This window comes from Sphingobacterium sp. UBA3519, assembly GCF_002377215.1.
Classification (GTDB): Bacteria; Bacteroidota; Bacteroidia; order Sphingobacteriales; family Sphingobacteriaceae; genus Sphingobacterium; species Sphingobacterium multivorum.
Genome location: NZ_DFPI01000025.1, coordinates 49,657 through 66,131, shown reverse-complemented (window position 1 = coordinate 66,131; position 16,475 = coordinate 49,657). Strand labels below are relative to the sequence as shown.

General features: G+C 41.8%; 12 protein-coding genes. 7 read left to right on the top strand and 5 right to left on the bottom strand.

The genetic code is table 11. The features are described from left to right. Positions 1–27 precede the first annotated feature (27 nt). A complete protein-coding gene (locus B3297_RS15555; protein ID WP_286769725.1) occupies positions 28–858 on the bottom strand; it encodes a helix-turn-helix domain-containing protein in 831 nt (276 codons plus the stop codon). A 108-nt stretch (positions 859–966) separates the two neighbouring features. Between B3297_RS15555 and B3297_RS15550 the strand changes: the two genes are divergently transcribed. Next, complete coding sequence (locus B3297_RS15550; protein ID WP_112374454.1) at positions 967–1,881, top strand: AEC family transporter; 915 nt, start codon at positions 967–969, stop codon at positions 1,879–1,881. A gap of 206 nt (positions 1,882–2,087) precedes the next feature. After that, a complete protein-coding gene (locus B3297_RS15545; RefSeq protein ID WP_046675828.1) occupies positions 2,088–2,534 on the top strand; it encodes a DoxX family protein in 447 nt (148 codons plus the stop codon). A gap of 37 nt (positions 2,535–2,571) precedes the next feature. Here the strand turns inward: B3297_RS15545 and purL are convergent, their stop codons facing one another. Next, a complete protein-coding gene (gene purL, locus B3297_RS15540) occupies positions 2,572–6,303 on the bottom strand; it encodes a phosphoribosylformylglycinamidine synthase (protein WP_286754409.1) in 3,732 nt (1,243 codons plus the stop codon). A 725-nt stretch (positions 6,304–7,028) separates the two neighbouring features. Here purL and pheT point away from each other — a divergent pair. The 4 genes from pheT (at position 7,029) to rny (ending at position 12,018) form a co-directional block, all read left to right on the top strand. Continuing rightward, on the top strand, positions 7,029–9,425 hold the full coding sequence (gene pheT / locus B3297_RS15535; RefSeq protein WP_070569976.1) for a phenylalanine--tRNA ligase subunit beta: 2,397 nt from the start codon (positions 7,029–7,031) through the stop codon (positions 9,423–9,425). 40 nt (positions 9,426–9,465) lie between these two features. Then, positions 9,466–9,771 (top strand): hypothetical protein, encoded by a 306-nt coding sequence (locus B3297_RS15530; protein WP_286779121.1) that lies wholly within the window; start codon positions 9,466–9,468, stop codon positions 9,769–9,771. Positions 9,772–9,825: 54 nt separating this feature from the next. Then, positions 9,826–10,116 (top strand): cell division protein ZapA, encoded by a 291-nt coding sequence (locus tag B3297_RS15525; protein ID WP_046675831.1) that lies wholly within the window; start codon positions 9,826–9,828, stop codon positions 10,114–10,116. Between the two features lie 348 nt (positions 10,117–10,464). Continuing rightward, positions 10,465–12,018: a ribonuclease Y gene (gene rny / locus B3297_RS15520; protein ID WP_286754411.1), complete on the top strand. Its 1,554-nt coding sequence runs from the start codon at positions 10,465–10,467 to the stop codon at positions 12,016–12,018. A 334-nt stretch (positions 12,019–12,352) separates the two neighbouring features. On the opposite strand, the gene B3297_RS15515 is transcribed toward rny, so the two are convergent. Continuing rightward, positions 12,353–13,003 (bottom strand): HAD-IA family hydrolase, encoded by a 651-nt coding sequence (locus tag B3297_RS15515; protein WP_070569715.1) that lies wholly within the window; start codon positions 13,001–13,003, stop codon positions 12,353–12,355. A gap of 141 nt (positions 13,004–13,144) precedes the next feature. On the opposite strand from B3297_RS15515, the gene B3297_RS15510 reads away from it, so the two are divergent. Then, entirely contained in the window at positions 13,145–13,672 is a 528-nt protein-coding gene (locus B3297_RS15510) for an Mpo1-like protein (protein ID WP_286754412.1), read from the top strand. A 164-nt stretch (positions 13,673–13,836) separates the two neighbouring features. On the opposite strand, the gene B3297_RS15505 is transcribed toward B3297_RS15510, so the two are convergent. Together B3297_RS15505 and B3297_RS15500 are read right to left on the bottom strand one after the other, a co-directional pair. After that, positions 13,837–15,162, bottom strand: a complete 1,326-nt coding sequence (locus B3297_RS15505) for an ABC transporter permease (RefSeq protein WP_286754413.1) — start codon at positions 15,160–15,162, stop codon at positions 13,837–13,839. After that, the gene (locus tag B3297_RS15500) at positions 15,155–16,090 is read right to left on the bottom strand and encodes an ABC transporter ATP-binding protein (RefSeq protein WP_115048061.1); all 936 of its coding nucleotides are present in this window, start codon (positions 16,088–16,090) and stop codon (positions 15,155–15,157) included. The genes B3297_RS15505 and B3297_RS15500 overlap by 8 nt, the downstream gene beginning before the upstream one ends. Positions 16,091–16,475: the final 385 nt, after the last annotated feature.

Sequence of the window (16,475 nt, the reverse complement as noted above, 5' to 3'; positions counted from 1 at the left end):
TACAGGGTGTATTATCTGGAAAGCCTACTATTTAGTCCGCTGAGTTCGATAATGTAAAGGACTAAATCCCCTGGCGCGTTTGTAGAAATGGGAAAGATGGCTCTCGTCGGTAAATCCGAGTTCTGCAGCAATTTGTTTCAAGGTATAATCTTTGGATTTAAGTCTGTTCTCGATGAGTTCGATCCGGTAGGTATTGATATACGCTCTTAAACTGCTGCCGAAGTTCTTCTTAAAGTAGGTCCCAAAATAGGATGGGGCAATATTGAATTTCTGAGCCAGTAGGCTGACCTGAAGTTGTTCGGGCGAAAAAATATGCTGATGAATGTAAGCCGAAATCGATCGGTCAACATATAGTTCTTGCTGCTGGGGTAAACGTTGCGTCTCTGCTATTTCTTTGAAGAGCCCAAAGATCGCGACGAGTTGGTCAAATAGCCAGTCCGAATGCTCGCTGACTGTGGTATGACTATACAGTCGGACCGCTTCCAGGATATGAGTGTAAATCAGGCGATAATGCTCGTCCATATCCAATTTGCGTTCCTTTAATCCCCTGTCGTTCATCAGCTCCATAATCCAGGCATAGCGCTTTTGATTGCGTTTATTCTGCAGGAAGTAGGTATCTGTAAATAAAATAAACAGAAAATGTGTCTTTTCTTCAATGTTAAAATAATGCTTGTCTGCCGGACTAATTAAGAATACATCACCAAGTTCATAGTTCAGTTCAAATCTGTTGATCACATGGGTTCCTTTGCCTGAACGAATATAAACAAGCTCATAATAATTCTGCTCATGTGGAGGTAAATGAAAGCTATCCTCAATAAATTCACTGATCCGCAAAGGCTCAAACTGTTTTTTGCGCATTATTCTCCTGATTATATATCCGTAAATGTACATAAAAATAATGTATTTGTACATGTTATTGCCTGCCGTACTATTGCACCTTTGTGTCGTATAAAATGGTAATAAAACATGGTCAATTTTATAATGATTGCATTTTGCATCGCGGCAGGGATGCTGTTAAAGCGAACAAATTTAATTCATTCCGAAGCACATAAAGGGATCAATACCTGGATTCTTTATTTTGCCCTTCCAGCGGTGTCTTTCAAATATATTCCGAAGATTGTATGGTCATCGCAATTACTGTTTCCGGTGTTTTCGGCAATCCTCGTTTGGGCAGGTAGTTGGTTATTTATGGAAATGTACTGTAGGCGTAAAAACTATAAACAGCGTTCGCGCAGTAGTTTGGAATTGGCCGCTGGTTATAGCAATACGTCCTTTATTGGCTTTCCATTGATCATCGCCTATTTTGGCGAAGCCCAGTTGCCGATTGCGATTATTTGCGACCAAACCACATTTATTCTACTTTCTACAGCTGGACTTATCAATGCACTGCGAGCGAATGCCCAAGATGGCGAGGCGATCGATGTCAAATTTATGCTTCGAAAGTTAGTCAGCTTTCCACCCCTGATCGGTTGTATAACAGCCTTAATGCTGTCGCAATTGGTTGATCTTTCAGTTGCCGAGCCTTTTTTCGATAAGCTGGTGGCGACCGTTGGACCCTTGGCCTTATTTTCTATTGGTTTACAGTTGAAGTTTGATGGCTGGCGACAACAGATTTCGCAGATCAGTACAGCGATGAGTTATAAATTGATTCTTGCCCCAGCATTGGTATTACTATTTGCTTTACTACTTGGTGTAAAGGGCGCTGTTGCGCGGATTAGTATATTCGAAGCGGCTATGCCAACCTTGGTAACCTCAGGGATCATTGCCGAGCAATACCATCTGAATACCAAATTGGTCAATCTGGTGATCGGTTTTAGTATCGTTGTGGGGCTGCTGACAACCGCGTTTTGGGATTTTGTTATTCGATTTTTTTTCTCCTAATTTATGGTTGCATTGATTGATTGATTGATTGATTTTGGAAACAGTGTGGGGCCTCATTTGCCAACGATTGGTTTGAGCAGAAGTGTTGCGTAGGAGTGGGCTGTCTTCACTTCGTAACATTTTGATAGTGAATCATCTCATACAAACAACTTTTTTACTGTTCAATTGTTATTAGGCTATAACCATCTATAAAAAGGAGGTATGTTATGAACCTGATACACAAAATTGAGCATTGGGGCGATGCACATCACCCACAATGGATCGATTACCTAAGAATAGCCTTAGGGATCGTTATTTTTGCCAAAGGTGTAAGTTTCGTAAATGATAGGGACGTTGTTCAACACATGATTGAGCAAAGTAGTTTCCACTTATCATCATGGGGTGCGGTTCACTATGTGGTTTTTACCCATTTGGTAGGCGGGCTGTTCCTTATCTTAGGTTTTCAAACCCGTTTAGCCTCATTACTATTATTTCCGGTATTGGTAGGGGCTGTATTTTTTGTTAATATCACCCACGGGTTTAGTTATTTGAATTCCGAATTGTGGCTTTCTATAGTCGTATTCTTTTTGCTGATCTTTTTTATGGTCATGGGCTCTGGAAAATACTCCCTAGATCAAATGATGAACAAACCAGGATACAAAAGGGATATCTAAAAAAAACTCCTTCATACATGAAGGAGTTTTTCTTTTTTTATTTGCCTTGCTCGTCAATCCATTGACGTGCATTAACGAATGCTTCAATCCAAGGTGAAACTTCGTCCTGACGACCTTTTGGATAATTTGCCCAATGCCATTGGAACACCGAACGCTCAATATGTGGCATCGTAGCCAAGTGGCGTCCAGTCTTATCGCAGACCATTGCTGTATTATAGTCCGAACCATTTGGGTTATGCGGATATTGCTCATAAGCATATTTTGCCACGATATTGTATTGCTCTTCCCCATACGGAAGGTTGAATTTTCCTTCCCCGTGTGAAATCCAAACCCCTAAGGTACTTCCCGCTAGTGTCGATAACATGACCGAATTGTTTTCCTGAACTTTTACAGACACAAAGTTTGACTCGTGTTTCCCTGAAGTATTGTGTAGCATTTTTCCATGGATTTCATGCTCAGGATTGATCATTTCAAGTTCCATAAATAACTGACATCCATTACAGATACCAACCGAAAGTGTATCCGGACGAGCAAAGAAGTCGGTTAAGGCTTTTTTCGCTTTTTCATTGTAAAGGAAAGCACCGGCCCAACCTTTTGCCGAACCCAATACATCTGAGTTCGAGAAGCCTCCGACGGCACCGATAAATTGGATGTCTTCCAATGTCTCACGACCAGTGATCAAATCGGTCATGTGAACATCTTTCACATCAAAGCCTGCCAGGAACATGGCATTTGCCATTTCGCGTTCGGAGTTGGAACCTTTCTCACGAAGGATTGCCGCTTTCGGACGTGCTTTAGTTCCGTCGATTTTTGGTTTCTTACCATCAAATTGACTTGGGAAAGTAAAGGCTAGGGGTTGGTGTTTATAATTATCAAAACGTTGTTGTGCAGTTCCATTTTTAGATTGCTTGGAATCCAAAAGGAAGGATGTCGTAAACCATACATCACGTGTTGCTGCTACATCAAAGCTGAATACCGCTTCTTGATTTTTAATTGTTACTGTATTACCTTCGATCACCTGACCAATTTTAACCGCGTCTACACCGGCATCTTTCACGATTGCTTCGAAAGCAGCGTCGTCTTTTGCTTGAAGGACAAGTGCGATATTCTCATTAAAGAAGGCTTTTACGCTATCCGATTCATGTAATGCCGAAAGATCATAATTGGCACCAAGATTAACATCGGCAAAGGTCATTTCCAATAAGGTTGTAATCAAGCCACCCGATCCGACGTCGTGCCCAGCTTCGATCTGTCCTTCGTGAATTAATTGCTGTACGGTATTGAATGCTGTTTTAAAGTAAGCAGCATCTTGAATGGTCGGTACTTCAGTACCTAATTTATTGATGATTTGTGCAAATGACGAACCGCCTAATTTGAACTGATCTTTTGATAAGTTGATGTAATAGATCGATCCGGCTGTTTTGTTTAGCACAGGTTCAACCACTTTGGTGATATCAGTACAGTTTCCTGCGGCAGAAATGATCAATGTGCCAGGGGCAATGACGTTTTCGCCGTTTGGATATTTTTGCTTCATCGACAAAGAATCTTTTCCCGTCGGGATATTGATTCCCAATGCAATGGCAAAATCCGAGCATGCTTTAACAGCTTGGTATAAGCGGGCATCTTCACCCTCATTATTGGCTGCCCACATCCAGTTGGCCGATAGGGAGATTCCTGCAAGACCGTTTTTGATTGGGGCAAATACGATGTTGGAAAGCGATTCCGCAATAGCCGTTCTGCTTGCCGCAGCCGGATCCACTAAGGCAGCCACAGGGGAGTGACCTATTGTTGTCGCAATACCTTCTTTACCTTTATAATCCAATGCCATGACACCGACGTTATTCAACGGCAATTGCAATGGACCCGCACATTGTTGTTTGGCAACACGGCCACCAACACAACGGTCTACTTTATTGGTTAACCAATCTTTGGAAGCAACCGCTTCCAGTTGTAATACTTGGTTTAAGTAGCTTGGAATATTAGCTGCATCATAAGCAAGATCAGCGTAGTTGCGAACTACGGTTTTATCGCGCATGAAAGTTTTTGGCGATGAGCCAAAGAAATCTTCAAGGGCATAATCCATTGGTTTTTCACCCGTACTTTTTGATTCAAAAGTAAAGCGGTGGTCGCCAGTGACATCACCTACGGTGTACATTGGTGCACGTTCGCGATCGGCAACACGTTTTAAGGTGTCAATATCATCTTCGGCGATCACAAGTCCCATACGTTCTTGCGATTCATTACCGATAATTTCTTTTGCGGATAGTGTAGGATCGCCTACAGGAAGTGCATCCAGGTCAATCAAGCCGCCGGTCTCTTCAACAAGTTCAGATAAACAGTTTAAGTGGCCACCTGCACCATGATCGTGGATAGAGACAATAGGGTTATGATCAGACTCTACTAAGCCACGAACAGCATTCGCTGCACGTTTTTGCATTTCGGGATTGGAACGTTGAATGGCATTAAGCTCAATTCCAGAACCAAATGCCCCTGTATCTGCAGAAGATACAGCAGCGCCACCCATTCCGATGCGGTAATTTTCTCCACCTAGGATAACAACTTTATCGCCAGTTTTCGGCGTATGTTTTTTCGCTTGATCCAGTTTTCCATAACCAACACCACCCGCTTGCATAATGACTTTGTCGTAACCAAGTTTACGGCCATCCTCTTCATGTTCGAAGGTCAATACAGAACCTGTAATTAAGGGCTGACCAAACTTATTACCGAAGTCAGAAGCACCATTGGAAGCTTTAATCAGGATGTCAACCGGGGTCTGGTACAACCATTGACGCTCTTGCATCGCATTTTCCCATGGCCGCGTTTTGTTGAGTTCCTTTGCCGGTTCAGTAACTGTTCCTGCCTGAAGGTCCAATTTATTTTGTTCCAATCGCGAATAAGCAGTCATGTATACGGCAGTACCCGCCAATGGAATCGCTCCTTGGCCACCGGCCATACGGTCGCGGATTTCACCACCTGACCCAGTTGCAGCACCCGAAAATGGTTCTACAGTAGTCGGGAAATTGTGTGTTTCAGCTTTTACGGATAAAACCGAATCAAATGCTTTCTCTTCGTAAAAGTCAGGTTTGTCGGCCGATTTAGGTGCAAATTGTGTGACACGTGGACCTTTGACAAAGGCAACGTTATCTTTATAAGCAGAAACAATCTCGTTCGGATTGGTTTCAGAAGTCTTTTTAATTAATTTAAAGAGGGAAGTGGGTTGCTCTTCGCCATCAATGATAAAGGTACCATTGAAAATCTTGTGTCTACAGTGTTCAGAGTTTGCTTGTGAAAAAGCGAATACTTCCGAGTCTGTAAGCAGACGACCCAATTTGGTCGAAAGGTTATTGAGGTAATCTACTTCTTCTGGATTTAGCGCTAGGCCCTCAGATTTGTTGTAGGCCTCGATGTCTTCAATTTCCAATATCGGCTCAGGTGTAATGTTGACGGTATACATGTCCTGTGTCAACATACTGAACTTTTGTGAAATCATTGGATCGAAGTCATTGAAATCCGCTGGTACCGGTTGAAATTCTTCTATACGAACAATTCCTGCAATTCCCATATTTTGCGTGATTTCTACTGCATTGGTACTCCAGGGAGTAACCATCGCGGCGCGGGGTCCTACAAAGTAATGGTTAAGGTTTTGGTCGTCTAGTTTTTTGGCGTTGCCGAATAGCCAGTTGAGTTTAGTAATGTCTTCTTGTGATAAAGAGTTTACGCTTTGAACACCATATACAGTGTTCGATGGGTTCTCAAAGAAATGAATCATTATAAATGTTTGTTTTGAACGTTCTTCAAATTAAAGCACAAAGTTACATATTATTTTTATGGAAATGACGGGATTTTTGATTAAAAAATAGGTCTTTAAGATTGGACATAAAAAGGATAAAAATCGGTACAATCTGATAAGGCTTTTTTTATGAAATTGTGTTGGGGCTTGCTTATTCAAGAGCGGAGTGTATATGCCTAAAGTCCGTTTAATTCCCTTTAAATCCGCTCAAGTCCGTTCAAATCCGTACGCTATTCGGCAACGGATCAGGATTGCTTCGGGAACGGCTCGGGACAGCTTCGGGACAGCTTCGAGACAGCTTCGGCTGGGCTTCGACTGGGCTTCGGGAAAGATTCGGGTCCGCTTCGGCAAGGAGCCGAACAACGGCCGAACAGCAGGCGAAGCAATCCCGACCATGTTCAGGCCATGTCCCGAAGCTGCCCCGAACCAAGGCCAACGATGTGCCGACCAAAGCCCAAAGCACCTTGTCCATGCGGAAAACCTGAAAAAGCATAAGCAATAGCGCAAGAAAAACGCCCTGTGGCAAGTCGGTTTGTTCGCCGAAGCCCAACAACCCCTTAGATCATATGGTAATTTGTCATACAGCCGGTGAGGATAGGGGCTGCCAGCTATCTTCAAATTCAGGACTTCCGGCGATGATCGGCAAATTGACGTTGGATATAAACTCAAATTTATCTAAGTTTGTGCATCAAATCAGATTCGAGATGAATATTTCATATAATTGGTTAAAACAACACGTTAATATAGATTCGACACCGGAGGAACTATCGCTGATCTTAACAAATACAGGATTGGAAGTAGAAGCTTTGGACGTCGTGCAGAGTATCCCAGGTGGATTGGATGGTTTGGTTGTTGGTGAAGTGAAAACTTGTGAACAGCATCCTAATGCCGATAAATTAAGAGTAACCACTGTTGATGTCGGTGGACCGGAGTTATTGCACATTGTATGTGGTGCACCAAACTGTCGTACAGGATTGAAAGTTATTGTTGCTACAGTAGGTACTACTTGCCATCCGCTTACCGGAGAGCCTTTTAAAATTACCAAATCTAAAATTCGTGGTGAAGTTTCCGAAGGTATGTTATGTGGAGAAGATGAAATCGGTTTGGGTACATCTCATGCCGGTATCGTTGAATTACCAGCTGACGTTGCTGTGGGGACCTTAGTGAAAGATCATTTCAATATCCAGGATGATTACCGTTATGAAATTGGCTTAACACCAAACCGTGCAGATGCTGCTTCGCATTTAGGCGTTGCAAGAGATATTGCGGCACATTTTCGTACACACGTGTTAAAGGCAGATGTTTCTGCATTTAAGGCTGCTGAGGCGGAGGGAACGACAGTGGTCGTTGCAGACGCACAGGCAAGCCCACGTTATAGTGGTATCAATATTACCGGTGTTCGCGTTGGCGAATCTCCCGATTGGTTAAAAGAGAAATTAAATGTTATCGGTGTTCGTCCGATCAATAATATTGTCGATGTTACCAATTATATACTACACGATTTAGGTCAACCACTGCATGCTTTTGATGCTGATAAAATTGCGGGAAATAAAGTCATTGTTCGTTTGGCGACTGAGGGTGAAAAATTTGTTACGCTGGATGGTGTGGAGCGTACCTTGTCTGCAGAGGACTTGGTGATTGCAGATGCTGAAAAACCAATGTGTATTGCGGGTGTTTTCGGTGGAGCACATTCGGGTGTATCAGCCGAAACGACCAATGTATTTTTGGAGTCGGCCTATTTCAATGCTGTTTCTGTACGGAAGACCTCCAAAAGACATGGCTTAAAAACAGATGCCTCTTTCCGTTTCGAACGTGGTACCGATCCGAATATTACGGTTGAAGCCTTGAAGCGCGCAGCTTTATTGATTCAGGAAATTGCGGGTGGAACGATTTCATCGACGCTAAAAGATGAGTATCCCGTGGTGATTAACCCGTTTTCATTTCACGTGAGCTATGCGAATGTGGTTCGTTTGATCGGTCAGGCGATCCCAAATGAAGAAATTAAATCCATTATTGTCGCTCTTGGCATTGAAGTCGCTTCAGAAACTGAAACAGGACTTGATGTGTTGGTGCCTGCATACCGCGTTGATGTCACACGCGAGGTAGACGTTGTGGAAGAAGTGTTGCGGATTTATGGTTATAACAATATCGAGTTGAAGTCACAAATTAAGGCCTCTTTAAATACGGTTGAGAAGCCGGATAAGGAAGTTGTCTTAAATCAATTGGCTGATCTGCTCATCGCCAATGGGTTTCGTGAAATTCTGTCCAACTCCCTAACGAAGCTGGATTATGCGGATGATAGCGAAACGGCGGTCAAATTGTATAATCCATTGAGCTCGGATTTGGATACAATGCGTCAAAATATGGTTTTTTCTGTTTTGAGTGCGATTGAATATAACCAAAAACGAAGAAACTTTGACCTGAAGTTCTTCGAATTCGGTAAAACTTATGCGCTGGATGGTGAAGGCTATAAAGAAACGCAGCATCTGGCTTTTGCCATGGCAGGTAAAAATGAAGCTGAGCAATGGAACAGCAAAAAAGACGCGGTTAATTTCTATAACCTTAAAGCGGCTGTAGATACGCTTATCAAACGCTTGAAAATTGAAGGAATTCAGATACAAGATGCTACAAGTACACATTTCGCCTATGGTTTGAACTATATGAAAGGGCAGAAATGTTTAGTTTCTTTTGGTGCAATCGCGAACGCAGATTTGAAAAAAGCAGATGTTGAAGGTCAGGTTTTCTTTGCTGATTTTGACTGGGATGTTTTGATGAAAATTATTCGTAAGAATAGCATTCAATACAAAGAAGTTTCCAAATTCCCGGCTGTGCGCAGAGATTTGTCGCTCTTGATCGATGAAAATGTGAGCTTCGATAAGCTACAATTTGTTGCTCAAAAGACCGAACGCAAGCTTTTGAAGGAGGTAAATGTGTTTGATGTGTATAAAGGTGATAAAATTCCGGAAGGGAAAAAGTCTTATGCTCTGAGCTTTATCTTGCAGGATGAAGAAAAAACACTTACGGATAAGCAAATTGATGCGATAGTTCAAAAATTAATTGTTAATTTTGAGAAGGAACTAGGCGCGGAAGTGCGTGGTTAACGAGAGATACAACATTAATTGGTAATATTCAATTTATACTATGGCAACATTGTCTTCACAAATGAATCTGATCGTTGAGAAAACGAAAAATTTAATTCAATTGTGCGAAGTCTTGCAAGAAGAAAATGATTTGCTTAAATTAGAGGTACAATCCTTAAAAGTGGCTTTCGATGCGAGCAACGATAAGAGCAAGCAGTTGGAAGAGAAGGTCAAAGCGTTGGCAGTTGCCCGCACGTTAGATTCTGAAACGGATAATGAAGCAATTAATGAAAAAATACTTGACACAAAACAAAAAATTAACGATTTTGTGCGGGAAATAGACAAATGTATTAGTTTGTTGAAATAGTTGGGAGAAGTGTTATCGGATTCAAACTAATACAACGTTAAAAAGCTCAAAGAAATGGGAGAGATTTCCATAAAAATAAATATCGCAGATCGTGTTTATCCCCTTCGGGTGGAGAGCGCGGAAGAAGAAGTAATTCGACATGCTGCGAAATTGATAAATGAAAAAGTAAAGGAATTGCAGGAAAACTATACTGTGAGAGATAAGCAGGATTTGTTGTCCATGTGTGTATTGCAATTTGCGACGCGTATGCTTAATGCAGAGCGGCAGTCCCAAAACCACGAAGTGGGCTTGGAAAATTCAGTACAGGAACTTGATCAGTTGTTGACGGATTTCTTTAAAAAATAAATTTACGTTCTTTATATTTAGAGCTTAAACGACGAATTTGCCGCAATTAAATTCGGGTTGTCACTATTTTAAACTTAACGCTTCAATATTACAGGCGCAAAAAGATATAGGCCATTTTGCGAAAGCCATCTGGGTCATAATCTAAGCCTAATTATGTAATCACGAAGTTTAATAATACATGAGACCTGTTTAAATTTAATTGCGGTTTTTTTTTGTCATGAAGTCTTATGAGCTTATCAGGCTCGCCACATTGGTGCATACCAAAGAAGGGGAATAGGACGATTCATGATTTTACTGGAATTTGAATATAATTAATAAAAACAAACATAATAATACAATTATACATACATGGACATCGCAATTTATAGCATAATTTCTCTGATTGTTGGTGTTGTTATAGGTCGTTATCTATTGGTTTTGTTGTTTAAAAAGCAAGAACAGGAAGCCAAGGATAAGGTAAATAGCATACTGAAAGATGCAGAGCAGGAAGGGGAACACATTAAAAAGAAACGCCTGTTAGAGGCCAAAGAAAAGTTCCTTCAATTAAAATCTGAACATGAAAAGGAGGTCAATCAACGTAACAATGCCATCAACCAGAAGGAAAATACGTTAAGACAAAAAGAGCAGTCAATTAACCAAAAATTGGAAAACATCAACCGCGACAAGCAGGAGGTGGATACCAAGAAAAAGCAATTGGATAAATTGGTTGAACTGAATGAAAAGAAATCCGAGGAAGTAGAAGCGTTAAAATTGCAACAGATTAAGCAATTGGAAAGCATCGCTGGCGTAACTGCCGACGAAGCAAAAAATCAATTGGTGGATTCGTTGCGTGAAGAAGCCCGCTCACAAGCCATGATTCAAATCAAAGATATTGTGGATGAGGCAAAATTGACAGCGACTAAAGAGGCGAAAAAGGTTGTTATACAGACGATTCAACGCACCGCTACGGAATCTGCAATCGAAAATACCGTTTCAATTTTCAATATTGAAAATGATGAAATTAAGGGCCGTATTATTGGTCGTGAAGGTCGTAATATTCGTGCATTGGAAGCTGCAACGGGCGTAGAGATCATCGTAGATGATACACCTGAAGCAATTATCCTATCCGGTTTCGATCCTGTACGTCGGGAAATCGCACGTTTAGCTTTACACCGTTTGGTAACCGATGGACGTATCCACCCGGCACGTATTGAGGAAGTTGTTGCAAAAACACGGACGCAAATTGAGGATGAAATTGTTGAAATCGGTGAACGTACAGCGATCGATTTGGGGATCCATGGTTTGCACCCCGAATTGATTCGTATGGTAGGCCGTATGCGTTACCGTTCATCTTACGGACAGAATCTTTTACAGCACTCGCGTGAGGTTGCTAATTTTGCAGCGACAATGGCTGCAGAACTGGGCCTGAATGTTAAACATGCGAAACGTGCTGGATTACTACACGATATTGGTAAAGTGCCTGATGACAATCCAGAGTTGCCACACGCTATTTTAGGTATGCAACTTGCAGAGAAATACAAGGAACACCCTGATGTATGTAACGCAATTGGTGCTCACCATGATGAGATCGAAATGACGGCTTTAATATCTCCGGTTGTTCAAGCCTGTGATGCGATTTCTGGTGCACGCCCGGGCGCACGCCGTGAGGTTGTAGAAAGTTATATCAAGCGCTTAAAAGAGCTGGAAGACTTGGCTTTATCGTATCCTGGGGTTGAGAAGACCTTCGCGATACAAGCTGGTCGTGAACTACGTGTCATCGTGGAGAGTGAGAAGGTCTCTGATGCGCAGTCGGAAATACTCGCTGCTGATATCTCTAACCGTATCCAAACGGAAATGACGTATCCAGGGCAAATTAAAGTAACTGTTATCCGTGAGACAAGATCGGTGTCTTACGCAAAATAGATCCAAGGATCCATCTTAAAAAAAGCTCCAATTAAAATGATTGGAGCTTTTTTTATGGAATTCTACAGCTTTCCCTCAACAGGATGATTTCAGTTATTCAAGGTGTTTGGGTATTGACTTGAACTGTTCTCAATAAACTTGGCCTGAGTAGAATTAGCCTGAATTGACTTGTGTCTTGCCTGGCGAATGGACTTGAATTGGTGTCAATAGACTGTATTGGAATTGATCTGAATAGACCAGACTTGAATAGACTGAACTTGAATAGACTAGACTTGAATCAAGTTGACCTAAATGGACTCAACCTAAATTGTCTTTAATTTAGGATCCCTATTTTTTAATTGAAAAATTCGATCAGGTCAGGCACTGTCTGGATGAGATAGGTCGGTGACTCCTGCTCGAGTTCGGCTTGGCTACCATAGCCATACAGTACGCCAACAGCATCCATGGCAGTTTCCCTTGCGCCAATCAGATCATGTTTACGATCGCCGATCATGAGGCATTCCTGTGGATTTGTTAGTTTGGCCTTTTCCATGACATATTGGATGACGCTGGTTTTGGTCGGTCTGGAATCGTCCAAAGCGCTTCCACCAGCAAAATCAAAATAGGTATTTATTTCAAAGTGTTGTAATATTTTGTGGGCGAATATTTCGGGTTTGGAGGTCGCCAGATAGATGCTGTACCCTTTTGTTTTCAGGAGCGTTAAAAGCTCGGGTATGCGATCAAACAGGATGTTCTCGTACAGTCCTATGGCTGAAAAGCGCTCCCGATATTTTTCTACACAGGCAATTGCTTCGCTTTCCCCAAATCCAAAGGTATGTATGAAAGAATCTTTAAGGGGCGGACCGATCAAGGGTTTGAGGCTATTCAGATCGGCTGTATGGATGCCTTTGGACTCCAAGGCATAGGCAATACATTTTGTAATCCCTTCTGCAGGGTCGGTCAGGGTTCCGTCCAGATCGAATAAGATATGTTTGTAAGACTTCATGCTGCAATATTACGGAATAGAATAGGAGTAAGCGAGTTTGTTTGCCCTGAAAGCAGATAATGACCTACGGCAGACCAAAAAATAGGGAATATTATCATTTTTAAGACCTAAGGCATGCTCAATATTTGTTAAATTTGCCGAATGAAACAAAAGAAGAAAGTTCAAGAAGTCGAACCTTTACGTCCCGTAGATAAGTATTTTGCGGAGCTGGATGCTAATTTTCAGGATCCGACCAACCGCCTGATTCAGGCCATCTTTTTACCATTATTATTTTTTGGTATCATGGGCTGCATCTGGATGATTCCATTTCCACAGTTCGAATTCTTGGTCAAACTCAATTGGCATACCTTTTTGAATTGGGGCTCTTTCTTCATCGCTATTGTCATTTATTATTATTTAAAGCTGTCTGCAACCTTGTCCTATGCGATATTATTCTCGATCGGGGGTATGAGTTTCTTTATCGTGCAACTGGAATACGTACAGAAGAACGGTGGCCCGGCTGTCATCTGGGTGTGTTTGGGAATCGCATTGCTATCTATTGTCGCGCTGTTTATCGGTAAGGGAAAGGAAAAGAAGAAAATCACAGGACAACAGTTTCTGCAGTTTTTACTTGTCGGACCGATATGGCTGTGGCATTTTGTCTTTAAAAAATTGAAATTAAGATATTAATTGAGCTGTCCTTAGGAGCTGATCGCATTGCATCTGATCGCATCCTAATCGGGGGCTTAAAAGAACGGGGCCAAATTGCTTGCAATTTGGCCCCGTTCTTTTAGTTGAGCGCTGACATAGATCGGGGATATCCGACAGCCATGCGTAATTAGTTCAGTACATAACTAACTTTTGTAATTGAACCATTTGATGATTTCTTTGAGATTTGCCTTTTTTCCATAGATCAAAATGCCGACGCGGTAGATACGTGCAGCGACCCAGGTTACCAATAAGAAGGTCAGTATGAGCAAGGTCAACGAGGTCAGGATCTGCCATAGGGGTACACCAAAAGGTATGCGAACGAGCATGGCGATCGGTGAGGTGAATGGAATAAAGCTCAACCATGTTGCAATCGGTCCATTGGGATCATTGATAATGACGCCGAAAGAAAGAATATAGGTCAATAGCAAGGGCATGGTAATGGGCATGGAAAACTGATTGGCCTCTGTTTCGTTGTCGACAGCTGAGCCTGCAGCAGCGAAAATAGCACTATACAATAGGTATCCGGCAATAAAAAACAGAAAGAAGAAAATGATGACCTCCGTGAAATTAAAGCTTTGGATCGACGTAAGGATCGAAGCGGAATCATTCTGGGCCATAGCTTTTGATACGGTACTCATATTACCCGCTCCAGGTTGGCTTGCGGCGACTTCCTGCATGTCCTGCGGATTGACAAAGAGTAGCGTTGCTGTGATAAACAGGCCTCCTGTAAGTACAAGCCACATGACAAACTGTGTCAGTCCAACCATACCGATTCCAACAATTTTACCCATCATGAGCTGAAAGGGCTTGACCGAGGAAATAATAACTTCGATGATACGATTGCTCTTTTCTTCGATAATACCACGCATTACCTGGGCACCATAAAGAAACAGGGATAGATAGACTAAGATAGCCAAAGCGACACCAAGGCCCATTGCAATGGCCGTGTTGCTGTTCTTTTCTTCGCCGTCGGCAGTTATTTCTTTTGCATCGATGCTGACTTTCGGCTTAATGGACTGGATAATCTGCAGGTCAATTCCCTTGGCTTTATATTCCTTTTCACGGATGATCTCTTCCAGCTGTCCACTAATGATCTCCTGTATGACAAAGCTGGTCTTGCCTCCGGTAATCAGTTCGGCTCTTTGGCTTGTTAAAATATCTTTTGGGATATAAAGGATCGACTGTTTTCCTTCACTTTGGGTCAGCTGCGCTTTTTGTGCCTGGAGATCCAGTTTACTGATTGTATAACTTACATTTTTATTGCTTTGCAGTTTTCCCGCAAAGTCGCCTTGTTCATCTAAAATAAAGACTTCGGTGTGTGAATCTTTAAAGCTCTTTTTTGTCAGATAAAACATGCCTGCATACAATGCAAAAAAGAACAATGGCACGGCAAAAGTCATGACAATAAAAGATTTTTTCTTGACACGGGATAGGTATTCCCGTTGAATGATAAGTAGTATTTTATGCATGATCTTGAGATAGGGGTGAGACTTGAGTAACTTTTTGAATGAAAATATCCGCCATAGAGGGAACGATTTCGATCAACTGGTTGAGCTGTATTTGGGGTAAGAAACGCATTAAGACATTATTGATATGAATATTGTTATTTAGCTGAATTGTAGTGTTGTATGTTTTGTCGTGCTTTGTGGACGTGATGACCTTAAATAGGCTGTCTTCGGATAGAAGAAAATTATCTTCATTGGCTGTATATTCTAATCGATAGGTTTGATTTCGGTATTCTTTTTTAATCGCCTGTACGGAACCATCGAGTATTTTCTTGGATCGGTTGATGAGGGCGATATTATCGCAAAGCTCTTCCACAGTCTCCATACGGTGTGTGGAGAATATAATGGTCGCCCCCTCTTGATTCAATCGGAGAATCTGTTCTTTTATGATATTGGCATTGACGGGATCAAATCCCGAAAAGGGTTCATCCAAGATAATCAATTGTGGTTGGTGGATGACCGTGGCGACAAATTGTACTTTTTGCTGCATACCTTTACTGAGATCTTCAATTTTTTTGTCCAACCAGGATGTGATGTCCAGGCGCTGGCACCAATCTTGGATGCGTGCTAGGGCTTCTCGCTTGGAAAGTCCTTTAAGTTGCGCCAAATACAACATTTGATCGCCGATTTTCATTTTTTTGTACAGCCCCCGCTCTTCGGGTAAATAGCCGATTTGTGCAATATGCTGTGGACCCAGCGCTTCGCCATTAAACAAAATCTCACCGGAATCGGGCGCGGTAATTTGGTTAATAATACGGATCAGGGACGTTTTTCCAGCCCCGTTTGGCCCCAATAGTCCGAAAATTTTACCCTTTGGGATTTGAATGGATACGTCGTCCAATGCACGGTGATTGGCGTAATCTTTGGTGACATGATTGATTTCGAGTAACATCTATTTTAAGGTTTAATTAATTCGTTCTTTGAGTTTGTTAGAAATATTCCTTTTTTCCCAAAGACTGACGTTTATTTATGTGATTAGTATCTTGAGCAGCTGAATTGTTACAGCAGCTCCGAAAAATTTCTTGTTTGGTGATGTTTCCATTTTACCTACTGGACTTCTTATTACAAGATTTATTTTTTTTATGGCATGCAGGACTTCTTTTATTTGGCTAATAAGACGTATACCCAACCGCATAGTGCATCTTCGGGATGCGCTCAGTTGTTTGATGAATCGTTTGAAGTGAAAGTTAAAAATAATTGGGGACATTTTAGTCCCTGGCCAATTAAATAGGAGACGGAGCTTTTTTATGGAATAGAAGCGGTACACATCTTGTCAA

What these genes read in the sequence shown, in the direction of transcription:
- B3297_RS15505 (WP_286754413.1), bottom strand. Translation starts at nt 15,162, where the DNA reads ATGCATAAAATACTACTTATCATTCAACGGGAATACCTATCCCGTGTC.
- B3297_RS15525 (WP_046675831.1), top strand. Translation starts at nt 9,826, where the DNA reads ATGGGAGAGATTTCCATAAAAATAAATATCGCAGATCGTGTTTATCCC.
- rny (WP_286754411.1), top strand. Translation starts at nt 10,465, where the DNA reads ATGGACATCGCAATTTATAGCATAATTTCTCTGATTGTTGGTGTTGTT.
- B3297_RS15555 (WP_286769725.1), bottom strand. Translation starts at nt 858, where the DNA reads ATGCGCAAAAAACAGTTTGAGCCTTTGCGGATCAGTGAATTTATTGAG.
- B3297_RS15550 (WP_112374454.1), top strand. Translation starts at nt 967, where the DNA reads ATGGTCAATTTTATAATGATTGCATTTTGCATCGCGGCAGGGATGCTG.
- B3297_RS15515 (WP_070569715.1), bottom strand. Translation starts at nt 13,003, where the DNA reads ATGAAGTCTTACAAACATATCTTATTCGATCTGGACGGAACCCTGACC.
- B3297_RS15500 (WP_115048061.1), bottom strand. Translation starts at nt 16,090, where the DNA reads ATGTTACTCGAAATCAATCATGTCACCAAAGATTACGCCAATCACCGT.
- purL (WP_286754409.1), bottom strand. Translation starts at nt 6,303, where the DNA reads ATGATTCATTTCTTTGAGAACCCATCGAACACTGTATATGGTGTTCAA.
- pheT (WP_070569976.1), top strand. Translation starts at nt 7,029, where the DNA reads ATGAATATTTCATATAATTGGTTAAAACAACACGTTAATATAGATTCG.
- B3297_RS15530 (WP_286779121.1), top strand. Translation starts at nt 9,466, where the DNA reads ATGGCAACATTGTCTTCACAAATGAATCTGATCGTTGAGAAAACGAAA.
- B3297_RS15545 (WP_046675828.1), top strand. Translation starts at nt 2,088, where the DNA reads ATGAACCTGATACACAAAATTGAGCATTGGGGCGATGCACATCACCCA.
- B3297_RS15510 (WP_286754412.1), top strand. Translation starts at nt 13,145, where the DNA reads ATGAAACAAAAGAAGAAAGTTCAAGAAGTCGAACCTTTACGTCCCGTA.